Annotated in this window: 10 protein-coding genes; all 10 read left to right on the forward strand. The window is 59.5% G+C overall.

The window, feature by feature from the left end; translation table 11 throughout:
* Window positions 1-135 precede the first annotated feature (135 nt).
* The 10 genes from speA (at window position 136) to KJB29_RS08095 (ending at window position 14,380) form a co-directional block, all read left to right on the forward strand.
* Complete coding sequence (gene speA, locus KJB29_RS08050) at window positions 136-2,043, forward strand: arginine decarboxylase (protein ID WP_215734158.1); 1,908 nt, start codon at window positions 136-138, stop codon at window positions 2,041-2,043.
* Window positions 2,044-2,214: 171 nt separating this feature from the next.
* Window positions 2,215-3,690 (forward strand): AAA family ATPase, encoded by a 1,476-nt coding sequence (locus KJB29_RS19535; protein ID WP_215734159.1) that lies wholly within the window; start codon window positions 2,215-2,217, stop codon window positions 3,688-3,690.
* A gap of 135 nt (window positions 3,691-3,825) precedes the next feature.
* Complete coding sequence (locus KJB29_RS08060; protein ID WP_215734160.1) at window positions 3,826-4,989, forward strand: MFS transporter; 1,164 nt, start codon at window positions 3,826-3,828, stop codon at window positions 4,987-4,989.
* Window positions 4,990-5,079: 90 nt separating this feature from the next.
* Window positions 5,080-5,532, forward strand: coding sequence for a surface-adhesin E family protein (locus KJB29_RS08065; protein WP_215734161.1), 453 nt, complete (start codon window positions 5,080-5,082; stop codon window positions 5,530-5,532).
* A 348-nt stretch (window positions 5,533-5,880) separates the two neighbouring features.
* Entirely contained in the window at window positions 5,881-7,098 is a 1,218-nt protein-coding gene (locus KJB29_RS08070) for a hypothetical protein (protein ID WP_215734162.1), read from the forward strand.
* A gap of 15 nt (window positions 7,099-7,113) precedes the next feature.
* Window positions 7,114-7,893, forward strand: a complete 780-nt coding sequence (locus KJB29_RS08075) for a cytochrome C (protein WP_343213549.1) — start codon at window positions 7,114-7,116, stop codon at window positions 7,891-7,893.
* A gap of 24 nt (window positions 7,894-7,917) precedes the next feature.
* The gene (locus KJB29_RS08080; RefSeq protein ID WP_215734163.1) at window positions 7,918-10,113 is read left to right on the forward strand and encodes an OmcA/MtrC family decaheme c-type cytochrome; all 2,196 of its coding nucleotides are present in this window, start codon (window positions 7,918-7,920) and stop codon (window positions 10,111-10,113) included.
* Between the two features lie 570 nt (window positions 10,114-10,683).
* Complete coding sequence (locus KJB29_RS08085; RefSeq protein WP_215734164.1) at window positions 10,684-11,895, forward strand: hypothetical protein; 1,212 nt, start codon at window positions 10,684-10,686, stop codon at window positions 11,893-11,895.
* A 15-nt stretch (window positions 11,896-11,910) separates the two neighbouring features.
* Window positions 11,911-12,612 carry a cytochrome C gene (locus KJB29_RS08090; RefSeq protein WP_215734165.1) on the forward strand — a complete coding sequence of 234 codons (702 nt, stop codon included), beginning with the start codon at window positions 11,911-11,913 and terminating at the stop codon, window positions 12,610-12,612.
* Window positions 12,613-12,649: 37 nt separating this feature from the next.
* The gene (locus KJB29_RS08095) at window positions 12,650-14,380 is read left to right on the forward strand and encodes a NapC/NirT family cytochrome c (protein WP_215734166.1); all 1,731 of its coding nucleotides are present in this window, start codon (window positions 12,650-12,652) and stop codon (window positions 14,378-14,380) included.
* Window positions 14,381-14,559 lie beyond the last annotated feature (179 nt).

The raw sequence follows: 14,559 nt of genomic DNA on the forward strand, positions 1-14,559 counted from the left end.
ACAGCGGCGTCAGATTTGCGATGATTCCGTTGGCGGAGAGGAGGAAGGCCCGCAGGCGTAGCAGCGCTACGTCGAGGAGCCTGACGACGAGCCGACGGCGGAAGGGCGCAAATATGGCGCCGCCAGGAGACCACTATGGAACGCTGGTCGATCAACGACTCCGCAAAGATTTACAACCTCCCCAACTGGGGTGCCGACCTCTTCTCCATCAACAAGAAGGGGAACGTCTGCGTCCACCCATCTCCCACGTCGAAGCATTCCATCGACCTGCGGGCGCTCGTGGACGACCTCATCAAGCGCAAGATCAAGCCCCCGATCCTGCTTCGGTTCATGGATGTCCTCCAGGGGCGGATCGCCGCCATTAACCGCGCCTTCAAGTACGCCATCGACGAGAACGACTACCCGTCCACGTACCAGACTTTCTACCCCATCAAGGTGAACCAGCAGCGGCAGGTGGTGGAGGCTATCGCCAAGTTCGGCAAGCGCTACAACATCGGCATCGAGGTGGGCTCCAAGCCGGAGCTGGTGATCGGCATCTCCTTCGCTACGGGGAACGGCATCCCGATCATATGCAACGGCTACAAGGACAAGGAGTACATCGAGACGGTCCTCTACGCCACCAAGATCGGCTACGACATCACCATCGTCGTGGAGAAGATGTTCGAGCTGGAGAAGATCATCGCCCTCTCCAAAAAGACCGGCATCAAGCCCAAGCTCGGCATCCGGGTGAAGCTCTCCTCCAAGGGGACCGGCAAATGGGCCACCTCCGGTGGCGAGGACGCCAAGTTCGGCCTCCGGATGTCTGAGATCATCGCTGCTATCGGCCTCCTCGAACAGAACGAACTCCTTGATAGCGTGAAACTGATCCATTTCCACATCGGGAGCCAGATCACCAAGATTGACAAGATCAAAAGCGCCCTCATCGAAGGGACCCGGGTCTACGCCGAGATGCGCAAGCTCGGCGTCGGCATCGAGTACGTTGACATCGGCGGCGGCCTCGGGGTCGACTACGATGGCTCCAAGTCCAGTTACTTCTCCAGCGTCAACTACTCCATCGAGGAGTACGCCAACGACGTCATCTACCAGATCAAGAACATCTGCGAAGACGCCGGCGTCGAATGTCCCAACATCATCTCCGAATCGGGTCGGGCCACGGCGGCCCACTATTCGGTGCTGGTGACGAACCTCCTCAACACCAATACCCAGAACCTGATGCCGGACTTTGAGGAAACCCTCAACGGCGCTGAGAAGCTGGCCCCTACGGTCAAGAAGCTGGTGGATATCTACAAGAGCATCGACCGCTACTCCCTGCGGGAGGACTACCACGATACGGTTCAGCTCATCCAGGAGGCTGTGAGTCTTTTCAGTCTGGGGTACCTGACCCTTGCCGAACGGGCCATGGCCGAGTGGCTCCACGCCAAGATTCTCCGCAAGATCAACGGCATCGTGGAGAAGATTAAACCGATTCCCGAGGAGCTTCAGAACTTCCAGCTGAGCCTGCGGCAGACCTACTTTGCCAATTTCTCGCTGTTCCAGTCGATTCCCGACTCCTGGGCCATTGACCAGCTCTTCCCCATCGTGCCGATTCAGCGGCTCAACCAGAAGCCCGACGTCATGGCTTCCATCGCCGACATAACCTGCGACTCCGACGGCGAGATTACCAGCTTCGTCGGCGAGAACGGGCGGACGAAGTATCTGCCGCTCCACAAGATTCGCAAGGACGAGGACTACTTCGTGGGCTTCTTCCTCATCGGCGCCTACCAGGAGATCCTGGGGGACATGCACAACCTCTTCGGCGACACCAATGCGGTGCATGTCACCTTCAACAAAAAGACCGGCTATAAGATCGACACGGTCATCAACGGCGACGCCACCTGGGAGAGCCTGAAATACGTCCAGTACAAGGGGCCGGAGATCCTCAAACACGTCCGCGACACCATGGAGAAGGATGTGGCCCTGCGCAAGGTCTCCATCGAGGAGAGCAGCCACTTCCTGGAACTGCTGGACCGGACCCTCCTGGGGTATACGTACCTGGGGGAATGATATCCCGGTGAACAAGCGGATTATGGGAAGGGAAGATGCCCCTGATGCTCCGGGTTCGGATTGTCAGGGGCTTTTTGTTTCCGAAAACTCGTCCCCAGTGGCGGCAAAAGTGGTATTTGTACGGTACACTGTCTAATTAGAGATGTATTGGCATTCACATGGGGGGGACTTGTGGAAAATCTCACCGTAACAGGTCTCGTGCGCCTCATCGGAGCCGGGGCCACCATGATCTACGTGGTGACCGACAACGAACGGCGCACCGAGCATATTGCCACCCAGACGGCGGCCCGGCTCAAGGGGGCCGGCTATCCCTACGTCTGGACCTGCACCGAGGGCTTCAGCCGCGACGGCGCCGTGGTGGAGGGGATCGACGACCCGGTGGCGGCCGTCGGTTTCGCCCTGGCCCAGCCGGGCCCGCTCCTCTTCCTCTTCAAGGACCTTCCCTGGTTCTGGGGGGACAACCCCTATCTCATCCGGGCGCTCAAGGATTTCGCCATGAGGGCCAAGGCGAAGGCAATCGTGGTCCTCGGCCAACAGGAGGGGATTCCGGCGGCGCTTCGCGAGGAGTTTGTCATCCTCCAGCAGGGGCTGCCGGCCATGGAGGAGATCAAGGCCTTCTTCGAGCAGGCGAGGGCGCGGGACCCCCAGTTGGCCCAGGCGTGCCAGGAGCGGCCCGGCCTTCTGGACGATCTGGTGGTGGCGGCCCAGGGGCTCGACCTTCTGGATGTGGAGCGGGGAATGCGGGGAGCCCGTGCCGCCGGGGAGGCGGGGGGCGAGGGGCTGGTCCGCTCCATTTTCGAGACCAAGCGGGCCATCATCCGCACGGGCGGCATCATGGAGTTCGTGGTGAACGACGTCACCCCCGACCAGGTGGGGGGGATGGAGAACCTGAAACAGTGGATGGCCCGGCGGGAGCAGGCCTTCGGCCTGGAGGGTATCTCCTCGGGGGCGAACCTCCCCAAGGGGGTGCTGATGATGGGGATTGCCGGGTGTGGGAAGTCGCTCTTCGTGAAGGCCATTGCGGCCACGTGGCGGCTGCCGCTCATCCGGCTCGACATGGCTGCGGTCTACGACGGGAGCTACGGCACGCCGGAATCGAGTCTCCGCAAGGCCTTCAGGACCGCCGAGGCGGTGGCCCCCTGCGTCCTCTGGATCGACGAGATTGAGGCGGGGATCTCCACCCAGGGGTTCAAGGCGGAAGGGGGGCCGGCCTCCCGCATTCTCGGCTCCTTCCTCACCTGGATGCAGGAGAAGCGGGCCCCGGTCTTCGTGGCCGCCACCGCCAACGCCATCGAGATGCTCCCGGCCGAGATCATCCGCAAGGGGCGCTTTGACGAGATCTTCTACATCGGGCTCCCCGAAACGAAGGGGCGGGAGGAGATCTTCCGCATTCACCTGACGCGCCGGAAGGTTGACCTGAGCGCCTTCGACGTGCCGCTCCTGGCCGGCTCCACCAAGGGGTTCTCCGGGGCTGAGATCGAGCAGGCGGTGCAGGCGGCCGCCTTCGAGGCCCTCACCGCAAAACGCCCCATGACCCAGCAGGACCTCATGGCCGCCATCAGCCGCACGGTTCCCCTCTCCGTCACCATGGCGGAGCAGATCAAGAAGATCGAAGCCTGGGCCTTCAAACGGGCGGTTCCGGCGTAAAGGCCGGGACCGGGGACTAAAAGACAGGGATCAGGGACCAGGGACCGGCAAAACCCTATCTTGCCGGTCTTTGCATTTTCGCCTTTCCCGGTCCCTGGTCCCCGATCCCCGGTCCCGGCTTTTTCGAGGTTTTGAATGTTTAGAGGCGTCTCCGGGAATGTCCTGATTTTCGGGCTCGTAAGCTTTCTCACCGATGTGTCGAGCGAGATGATCTATCCGCTCCTCCCCCTCTTCATTACGACGGTCCTCGGGGCGGGGCCGGCGTTTCTCGGGCTCATCGAGGGGGTGGCCGAGTCGACGGCGGCGTTCCTGAAGCTGGGGTCGGGGATCCTCTCCGACCGGGTCCGGAGCCGCAAGGGGCTGGTGCTCGGCGGGTACGCCCTGTCGAGCCTCGCCCGTCCCCTGGTGGCGGCCGCCACGGCTCCATCGGCGATCCTCGCCATCCGTTTCGCCGACCGGGTGGGGAAGGGGATACGCACCTCGCCCCGCGACGCGCTCATTGCCGATTCCACCGATCCCGCCTTCCGGGGCAAGGCCTTCGGTTTTCACCGGGCCATGGACCACGCCGGAGCCCTTGTCGGTCCCCTCATCGCCACGCTTCTCCTCGCCTGGTTCGTGAAGGACCTGCGGACCGTTTTCTGGCTCGCGGCCATTCCGGGGCTCCTGGCCGTTGTCCTCATCATCTGGAAGGTGCGGGAGACGGCACGGGTCCGCACCGGCGACGGCACCTTTCTCCGCATCGTCCCCCATGGCGATCTCCGGCGGTTTCTCCTGATTCTTTTTCTCTTCACCCTGGGGAACTCCTCCGACGCCTTCCTCCTCCTGCGGGCCGGCGAACTGGGGGTTGCTCCGGCCCGCATTCCCCTCCTCTGGGCCTTCTTCCATCTCGTCAAAATGGCCGGGTCCACTCCCTTCGGCGCCCTGTCGGACCGGATCGGGCGCCGCGGCGTGATCGTCGTGGGGTGGGGGGTCTATGCCCTTTCCTACGGGGGATTCGCCCTGGCCGAAACCGAGGTGGCCTGCTGGCTTCTCTTCGCCTTCTACGGGCTCTTTTACGCCATGACCGAAGGTGCCGAGAAGGCGCTCCTGGTCGACATCGCCCCACCCCGGGAGCGGGGGAGCGCCTTTGGCTGGTACAACTTTGCCGTGGGGGCGGGGGCGCTTCCGGCAAGCCTTCTGTTCGGCGCCGTCTGGGAAAAGGCGGGGAGGGAGGCTGCCTTCGGCTTCGGGGCGGCGTTGGCGGCCCTTGCGGCCGTGCTGCTCCTCTCCCTCGTGCGGGTTCGGCGCGGGAACGAATGAAAGGGCGCGGCTTGACAACGCAAAGCTTGCCTTTATCATTCTTCATGACGTTTGTTTCAGGTAAGCTCGAGGAATCGGAAGGGATTTTCAATGAACAGATCATTGGGAATATGGGCGCTGACGGCAGCACTGACCATTATGGCCCCTGTGGCAACTACAGGTTCTCCGGCATATGCCGCCGACGACCAGTGGGTGCTCATCGACGAGGACCCCTCCACCTCCCGCTACTATTACGACACCACCTCCATCGTCCAGGATGATGAAGACCGTGTCGCCGTCCGGACCAAAGCGGTCTACACCGCAGAGGGAAAGGCCGACGCCCTTGACACCATCGGTCATCCCAAGGGGTTCGAGGACCTGGCCGACACGAATTTCTACTACACGATCAACTGCTCCGGCGACATGAGCCGGCTGGAGAAGGTTGTCCACCGGGACAGCACGGGGAGGACTATCAAGGAATACCTCCTTGCCGGCAAGACTCCCTGGGAGCAGATCGAAGCGGACACGCGGATGAGCCTTCTGCGGGATGCCGTCTGCAACTGAGGTTTACAGTTGCTATTCAATGTTCGCTTCGTCCGGAGCGACGGATATGTGTGGGAGACAGGTTAGGTATTCAATTGCTGTTTCTATGACGTATTCATGTTCCTTCCAGGCTGTATTTGACCTTCCTTAAAGATTTTTCTCCCTCTGCTGCAATTACCGTTCTGTTGTCAAACCGCTGTCCTTTACCTGTCGAGGGGTTCCGGGCGCCGGCGCGCGTCTTATCGTATTGCCCATCAAGGTACCGGCTACAATCGGAGAGCGGACCCCGGAACAGAGGAGGTGAGAGAGATGACCCGGGGGGGCGCACAAGGTGATGTTGCTGATTTTGTGAGAAAGGAGGTCCACTGAATGGGAATCAAATGGTTTACCCACATTCTCCTGCTTGCGGGTGTCGTCAGTGCTTCAACCGGTTTTGCGGCCCAGATCAACGGCAGGAGCTCAACGCAACTGATCTGGTTCAACGATTACTACTCCGGGCGCCAGGTGGAGCTGGTGGAGTATCTGCGGCTTGCCGTCACTAAGCTCGACGAGGCCGGCAAGTTCTCCCTTTACGGTTACGGCCGCGGTTCGCAGGATCTGAACAACGGCGACGGACTGAACGGCAGGCTCTACTATCTCTATGCCGACTACCGGGGGCTGTTCGACAAGGTCGACTTTAGGCTCGGCCGGCAGTTCGTGAACAATTCCGCCGGGACCGCCCTTGTCGACGGCGGTCAGTTCGACCTGAGAAACATCGGCCCCATCGGATTCAACGTATTCGGCGGCCGCGACGTCGTTTTCGGAATCAACGGCGAGGCGGGGCACAGCGGAAACTACGCCATGGGGCTGTCGGCGTACCTTTCCGGATTCAGGAATACCGACCTGGACGTGAGCTGGTTCCGCAAGTGGGATGACGGCGACGTCTCCCGCGACATCCTCGGCGCCTCGTTCAAACAATACCTTTTCAACCGCCTGAAGCTCTACGGCAACGCCCGGTACGATGTGACGGCAGAGGTTTTCAACGAAGTGCTGGGAGGGGTCAAGTATTTCCCGATGGCCAACCTCATCCTTACCGGTGAATGGTATCAGAGCTACCCCACCTTCGATACCACCTCGATCTACTCGGTTTTCGCCGTTAACCGCTACCAGGAGGGGGTCTTCCGGGTCGACTACACGATCAACAATATGATCGCCGTCAACGCCGGGTACAGCCGTCAGGACTATGGCGACGATGGTGTTGCCAATGTGTACGAGTTGGGGTGCAGGCTCCATCCGGTCAGCTCCGTGGAGATCGGACTCGCCTACGATAAGCGCAATGGCTATGGCGGCAAGCTCGATGGTGGCCAACTCGATGTGGCCTGGGACGTCACGAAGGGGCTCCAGCTCAGCGGCGGCCTCACCTATGACGTCTACAAACGCGACTTCTATCTTGACGGGAGCAGCCGTGAAACCGCCCAGAAATACTGGCTGGGGTGCAAGTACAAGCTTGCCAGGAATCTGCAGGCGTCCCTGCGAGTGGAAGACGCCATTACCGCGCGGGACGAAAGCGATGTCAACGGCCGCTTCGTCCTGGACTACGATTTCTAGAAAGGGGGGATACCTGTGAGAAAATGGCTGATGTTCACTATGCTGCTGGCCATGGCGGCACTTTACTCACGGCAGGCTACAGCCGAACGCAAGGAAAACCACAAGGATTACGCCTCGTCGTCCCTTGCAGAGTGCAGCAGTTGCCACAAGGGCGAAGGGGTAGCCCCCAACCACGATTCAGACTGGGTGCGGGGACACCGCCTTGTGGCGCAGAAGCCGGGGAGGAACTGCAACGACTGTCATGATCAGGCATTCTGCCTTGATTGCCACACCGGTGGCGGTATCGACACCTCACCGTCCAACCAGACCTTCCGGCGCGACTACAAGCCGAAGAGCCATCGCAGCGATTTCATAGAGATCCACCCCATCAAGGCGATGGATAATCCCCAGAGCTGCACCCGCTGCCACTCCGAGCAGAAATTCTGCATCGAGTGCCATGAGCGGTTCCGGTCGAACGACCTTCAGTTCCAGTCCCATCGCCGCCAATTCAGCGCCATTCAGCTCTCGAACGTCGGGCCCAAGCACGAAGGCTTCTCGGCGACCCAGTGCCAAAGCTGCCATCCGGGCGGCATGCTCCCGACCCACAAATGGTCGGCCGACCATGCCGTGGAGGCGCGTCGCAACCTTCAGGCCTGCCAGACATGCCACAACGAAGGGGATGTCTGCATGAAGTGCCACAGCGCCCGCACTGGTCTCAAGGTGAGCCCCCATCCGCGCAATTGGGATTCGGTCAAGGGGAACTACCGGGACAAGAGCAACGGCAGAAGCTGCGTCAAGTGCCATGACCATTTTTAGCCCCCAGTGAAAGGAGAGTAGCGTATGTACGGTAACTCAGTACGGAAACTGCTGCTGGGCGTCTGCCTCCTTACCGCGGCCACCATGCTGTACGGCTGCGGCAGCAGCAAGAAAGAAGGCGCCGGAGCGGGTACCGCCCAGGCAACGGCCACCGGAAACATCCAGTCAAGTGTCCAGAGCGTGAACACCAGCGGCCCACTGCCGGTGGTCACCTTTACCCTTTTTGACGAAAACGGGAATCCGCTCGATCCGACCTCGCTGCCCACCAACAGCGTCCGCTTCACCATGGCGCAGCTCGGTGCTGACGGCTACTACAAAAACTACATCCCCACCACCACGGCGACGCAGCCGGGGTACGATTCCGGCGGGACTTTCGCCACCGTGAGCCCGGGAATCTATACCTACACCTTCAAGACCGACATCAAGGACCCCACCAAGACCCTGGGGAACCTGGCGTTCGATTCGACGCTGACCCACACCGTTGCCGCCCAGATTACCCGGACCGTGACCTCCGTCAGCGGCACGTCGTTCCAGCAGGCGACCAATCCCTACCTGAACTTCAGGCCCGACGGCGGTGCCGTGACTGCCACCCGGGAAGTTGTCTCCATCTCGGCCTGCAACGAGTGCCACGGCAGCCTCGGCCTCCACGGCGGCGGGCGGCGCGATATCGCCCTCTGCATCGTCTGCCACTATCCGGGGGTAATCGATCCGCAGACCGGCAACTCCGTCGACATGAAGGTGCTGATCCACAAGATCCACATGGGAGAAAAGCTCCCGAGCGTGGCCAAGGGCGTCGGCTATGCGATCATCGGCTTCGGCAACTCCTTCAACAGCTACTCCACGGTCGGCTATCCGTTCATCTCAGGGGACTCCCGGATTACCGGCACGCCGATCGAATGCACCAAGTGCCACAAGCAGGGTACTGACTTGGTTGGCCGTACCTTCGGCAAGGATGTGGACAAGTGGAAGGGTGCCCCGAAGATCGCCAACTGCACCACCTGCCACGACACCACCACCTTTGACGGAAGTGCCACGCTCACGGTGAACAATCCCCGTTCGGGCGACACCGCCCCCAACCCCGTCACCATCACATCAGCACCGCACTCCGGTGGTAATGCCACCGATGCAGTCTGTGCCGGCTGTCACATCGATTCCACGCCGACCGATCAGTACACGCTCTCGGTTGTCGGGGCCCATACTATCCTGGAGAAGGCCCCATCCTACTATACCGGCATCAACTTCCAGATCATCAACGTTGCCAACGCCACTGCCGGAAACGCGCCGACGGTTACCTTCAAGATCACCAAGGATGACGGCACCGCCATCTCTCCAGCAGCTCCGTCGAGCTTCAGCCTCAAGTTCGGCTACTTCACCCAGCTCGACTATCTGAACAACGGCCTTGCCAACTACGGACAACCCCTCAGCCAGGCCACGACAGCCGCCACGGCCAACGGCGACGGCAGCTACACCATCGCCTTTGCCACCCCGATTCCGGTGGCCCTCACCGCGGGGGTCGGGGTGATCGGCCTTGAAGGGCGTATCCCCTACACGACTCCAAAGGGGACCTATAACGTCGGCGGCACTGCGGTCCAATGGTATTTCAACCTTGCCAACGGTGCCCGGATAACAGATCAGTCCCTCCAGCGCCGGAAAGTGGTCTCGGTTGAGAAGTGCAACGCCTGCCACAGCCGCTTGTCGCTCCATGGCGCCAACCGGGTGAACAGCATCGAAGAGTGCGTCATCTGCCATAACCCCAACGCCACCGACAAAGGGAGACGGGTCGGCGGACCGTTCCTTGACGGACTTGCCGAGCGGACTATCAACCTCAAGGATATGATTCACTCGATCCATACCGGCGAAGAGCTCAGTGTCAAGCCGTACGTCGTCTACGGTTTCGGCAATACGCCCAACGTCTTCTCGCACGTCCGCTATCCGAATGATCGGCGCATCTGCACTGCCTGCCACCTCGACGGAACCTTCGGCCTGCCGCTGCCGGCCAACGCCCTCGGGACCACCACCGCCACCGGCGCGATCGCCAACGACAACAGCGACGACACCAAGCTTCGGCCGATCACCGCGACATGCACGTCGTGCCACGATGGCGCCGGCACCGCAACCCATATTGCGGACAAGGTTGTCGGCGGTGCCGAAACCTGCGTCCAGTGCCACCGTACCGGACTGCTTGTAGGGCCGGACTTTGCCCACACTCCTGTACGGTAGTGTCCACGCCCACCTGAAGTAGTAAAAAAAGCCCCGGAGCAATCCGGGGTTTTTTTTGCCCGCCAAAGCCCCATATCTCCCCTCGCAGGCTTGTCAGGGTTGAAGACCAATTTTTGTCAGGCACTGTCAAAAAATATAATGTATTTATACATTTGACTTCTTTGATATAGGGTTATTGCAATAAAACTATAAAGTTCTAGTGACGAACGTTTCTGACCTATTCACTTTGGCCAAAGTGGTGGGCAGGCATTTAGTATTATTATCGTTTTAGTGTTGTTTCCCCTCCGTCCCTTTTTGACCATTCTTGAGCGCAACCTCTCCTTGCCGAACAATCGTTTAAATTCTCATTCTGTCTGTGTGAACGTGGCGTCGTTTTTGCTTAATTAAAAATTGAGTGCCGGCGAGCGGCTCATTTTTTTGCCTGCTCAGGTAAGTAAGCGCCTGCAACGCAAGGCGGTTTCATTCACGTTGAATTGATTCATGAGGGCGAACACCGGAACGAAGGAGGTGAGAGAGGCCGAGTTCGCAAATTGTGACGTTGCTGATTTTGAGAGAAAGGAGGTCCACTGAATGGGAATCAAAGGGTTTACCCGCCTGCTCCTGCTTGCCGGCGTCCTCAGCGCATCGAGCGGTCTTGCGGCCGAGATCCACGGCAGAAGCTCGACTCAACTCTCCTGGTTCAACAACTATTATAACGACAAGAAACAGGTTGAGCTTGGTGAGTACCTGCGCCTGTCGGTCACGAACCTCGACAAAGAGGGAAAGGCCTCGATCTACGGTTACGGTAGGATCACTCAGGACCTGAACAACGGCGAAGGATTCAACAGCAGGCTCTACTACCTCTATGGCGAGTATCGCGATCTGTACGACAAGGTCGACATCCGGCTGGGACGGCAGTTTATCAACCAGGCAGCGGGATCGGCCATTATCGACGGCGGCCAGATCGATCTCAAAAATGTCGGTCCCGTCGCATTGTCCGTGTACGGCGGCCGCAACGTCATCTTCGGCCTGGACAACGAGTCCGGTCACGGCGGCGATCTCGCCTTTGGCGCCGCTGCCTACCTGCAAGGGTTCAAGAATACCGATCTCGAGGTGAGCTGGCTCCGGAAGTGGGACCAGTGGGACATCGCCCGCGACACCCTCGGGGCGAGCTTCAAGCAGTACCTGTTCAACAGTGTCCGGCTGTACGGCAACACGCGATTCGACCTTGTTTCGGAGACATTCAACGAAGTGCTTGCAGGGGTGAAGTACTATCCGCTCAGCAACCTGGTCTTCACCGGTGAGTGGTATCAGAGCTATCCGACCTTCGACACCACGTCGATCTATTCGGTTTTCGCCGTTGACCGCTACCAGGAGGCGGTTTTCCGCGCCGACTACACCTTCAATGACATGATATCCGTCAACGGCGGGTACACCTCCCAGTGGTTCGGGGAAGGCGGGCGCGGTCACATCTATCATCTCGGGACCGGCGTGCGGCCCTTCGAGCCGCTGCTGATCAATGTCGAGTTTGACAACAATCAGGGTTACAACGGCAAGACCAACGGCGTTCTGGTCGATGCATTCTATGATGTAACAAAGAGCCTTCAGGTAGCCGGCGGCCTCGGCTATGACGTCTACAAGCGCGATGTCATGAACAACGATGAGATCGCCCGGACCTACTGGCTCGGCGGCAAGTACAAACTGGCCAAGAGCATGACCGCCTCGCTGCGCGTGGAAAACAACGTGAATGCCAAGTACGAGAACGACACGCAAGGACGCTTCGTCTTTGACTACGATTTCTAGAAAGGGGGAGAATCCGTGAAGAAATGGTTAATCGCACTACTGCTCCTCGCGGCGTCGACCTTCTCAGTTCAAATGGCGCTGGCTGACAAGATGTCGCACAAGGAGTACGCTTCGACCCCCATCGCCGACTGCAATTCGTGCCACAAGGGAGAGGGGGTTGCCCCGAACCATGACACGGACTGGCTCCGTGGGCACCGGGTTCTTGCCGGCAAGGCGGGAAGCAACTGCTACCAGTGCCACACCCAGCAGTTCTGCCTCGACTGCCACAAAGGGGGCGGGATAGATGCCAAGCTGTCGACCCGCAACTATCAGCGTGACTATGTACCCAAGAGCCACCGGACGGATTTCATCAGCATCCACCCGATCAAGGCCCTGGATAATCCCCAGAGCTGCAACCGTTGCCACGAACCGTCCTACTGCAACGAGTGCCACAGCCGGTTCCCGAAGGGGTCTCTACGGATCAAGTCGCACCTGAGGAGCGGCACCACTCAGACCTGGTTCTGGAACAGCGAGCACGCCACCGAGGCCCGCAGGAATCTCCAGTCATGCCAGACCTGTCATCCCGATGGCGACGTCTGCCTTACCTGTCATGCAACTAAGAATAAAATAATTAACGGTCAGCCGGCTTCCGGCATCAACCCCCATCCCAGAAACTTCAAGGGAGGCAACATAATTGATCGCAGCGACCGGTCCTGCCGGAAGTGCCACACCCTCTAACACCACTAAACCGTAAAAGGAGGAAAGCAACATGAATTTGCGTAATCAATTCACACTTCTGCTGGGCGCCACCGCACTGCTTGCCCTTGCTGGATGCGGCAGCGGCAATCGTGAAAGCGCCATCGACCAGCAGACCGCGTCGTATCAGGCGTCGGCCGGGTGTATCAGCTGTCACGACAACACTAATTACAGATCACCAGTTACCGGCGCCATTATCGCTGAGGAGTGGAAAGCCTCTGCTCACAATACCCGGAACGGCGCCAGTTGCCCCGATTGCCACACAACCAACGGTCACCCGTCAGGTGGCGCGCTCGCCAATATCCCGGGTGATGTTGTCTGTCTCAACTGTCACACCGCCACCAGCATGAGGACTTACAACGCTCACTTCGTCGGCGGCGCCACTTACGATGCCACCAAGGCTGCCTACGTGGCCCCCTATGACGCCAACTCCTGCCGGGTATGTCACAACCCCCACGACACTACCACGCTTCTTGCCGTTAACCAGCAGTGGGCGGCATCCGGCCATGGCGACGTCACCAAGGAACCGTGGATGCATTACAAGTGGAGACAACCCTCCCAAGTAGATTTAGGATGTGCACGTTGCCACACCGCCGGCGGTTCCCGTGACTATTTCCAGAATAACTACACCTATAGCGCTGCCAACATTAAGGCGATCTTCGGCAAATACACCACCGGCCGTGAGGCTCTTGGCTGCAAAGGATGCCATAATGATTACAGCTGGACCAGAATTGCTCCCACTACTGCGTTTGCGACACCGTACTCCCCGTCGCTGGGTGCCTCGGCCAGCTTCCCGAGCGGGACGACCATCGGCGATACCCAGCTCTGCATCCCCTGCCATGCGGGTCTGAGCGGCGGTAACGCAGTGGAAACCACAACCGCAGATCTGACAGCTACCAAATTCTCCGACTTCAACTCCCACTATATGGCTGCCGCCGGCATGATGTACGTGAAGGCCGGCTTCACCGGCTTCACCTCCGCCAGTGCGGTGCTGGGCAGCAGCACCTATGGTAAATCATTGACGTCCACCGATGATAGTGGCGCCATTGGAAGCTCCCACCGCACTCTGGGAACTAGTGCAATGGCAACCTACAGGACTGTGGCTGCAAGGGATCTTACGAGCGGCGGACCTTGCGTAACCTGTCATATGAAGGGCGGGCACAGCCTGGGAATCAATGCGGCCACCTTCGATCGCGTTTGCGTGAAGTGTCACACGAAGGAAGGCACCACGACTCTTACGTCGGCCAACTTCAAGTCCGTGTTTATCGACCCGCAGGCGGAAGTCTTTGAAAATGCTCTGAATGTGGCAGTGAACATTCTGAAAAACAAGTACGGTGTTGGGTACAACGCGACGGCCTATCCCTACTTCTTCGATCTGACCCTGGATTCGACCGGCAAGACCGCCCTGAAGGACTGGACCCGTGGCGGCACTGTCAACGCGAAGAAGCTGCTCGGCGCATGCTTCAATATCAACCTCCTGAAGCGTGAGCCTGCTGCCTATGCCCATGCCCGTACCTATACCCGTCGGCTCATCTATGACACCATCGACTTCCTTGATGACGGTGCGATGAACTGGTCTGCTGGCGCCACGGCCATGGCCCAAAACGGCACGCTTTACGGCAAAGGTTCTGCGGCATACACCGATGGCACCCTCACTACCTTGGCCCCCGGCACCACCGAAAGCATGGTTTACCTGATCGGCTGGGACCGGGGAACGGGTGCTTGGAACACACCACTAGAACGTCCTTAAACGCAGGCGTTAGAAGCTTAACGCGTGGAGCCCCCGCTTCGTATGAGGCGGGGGCATTTTTTTTATGCTAAGATTGATTTCGCCTTTGGCTGGACAAATACATCACGGAGGACGGAATTCCGGGGAATTCCCGGGACACCATACTTAATTGCACACGAATACCGGGGAAACATGGGTAA

Origin of the sequence: Geobacter grbiciae (assembly GCF_018531165.1) — a bacterium.
Taxonomy (GTDB): Bacteria; Desulfobacterota; Desulfuromonadia; order Geobacterales; family Geobacteraceae; genus Geobacter; species Geobacter metallireducens.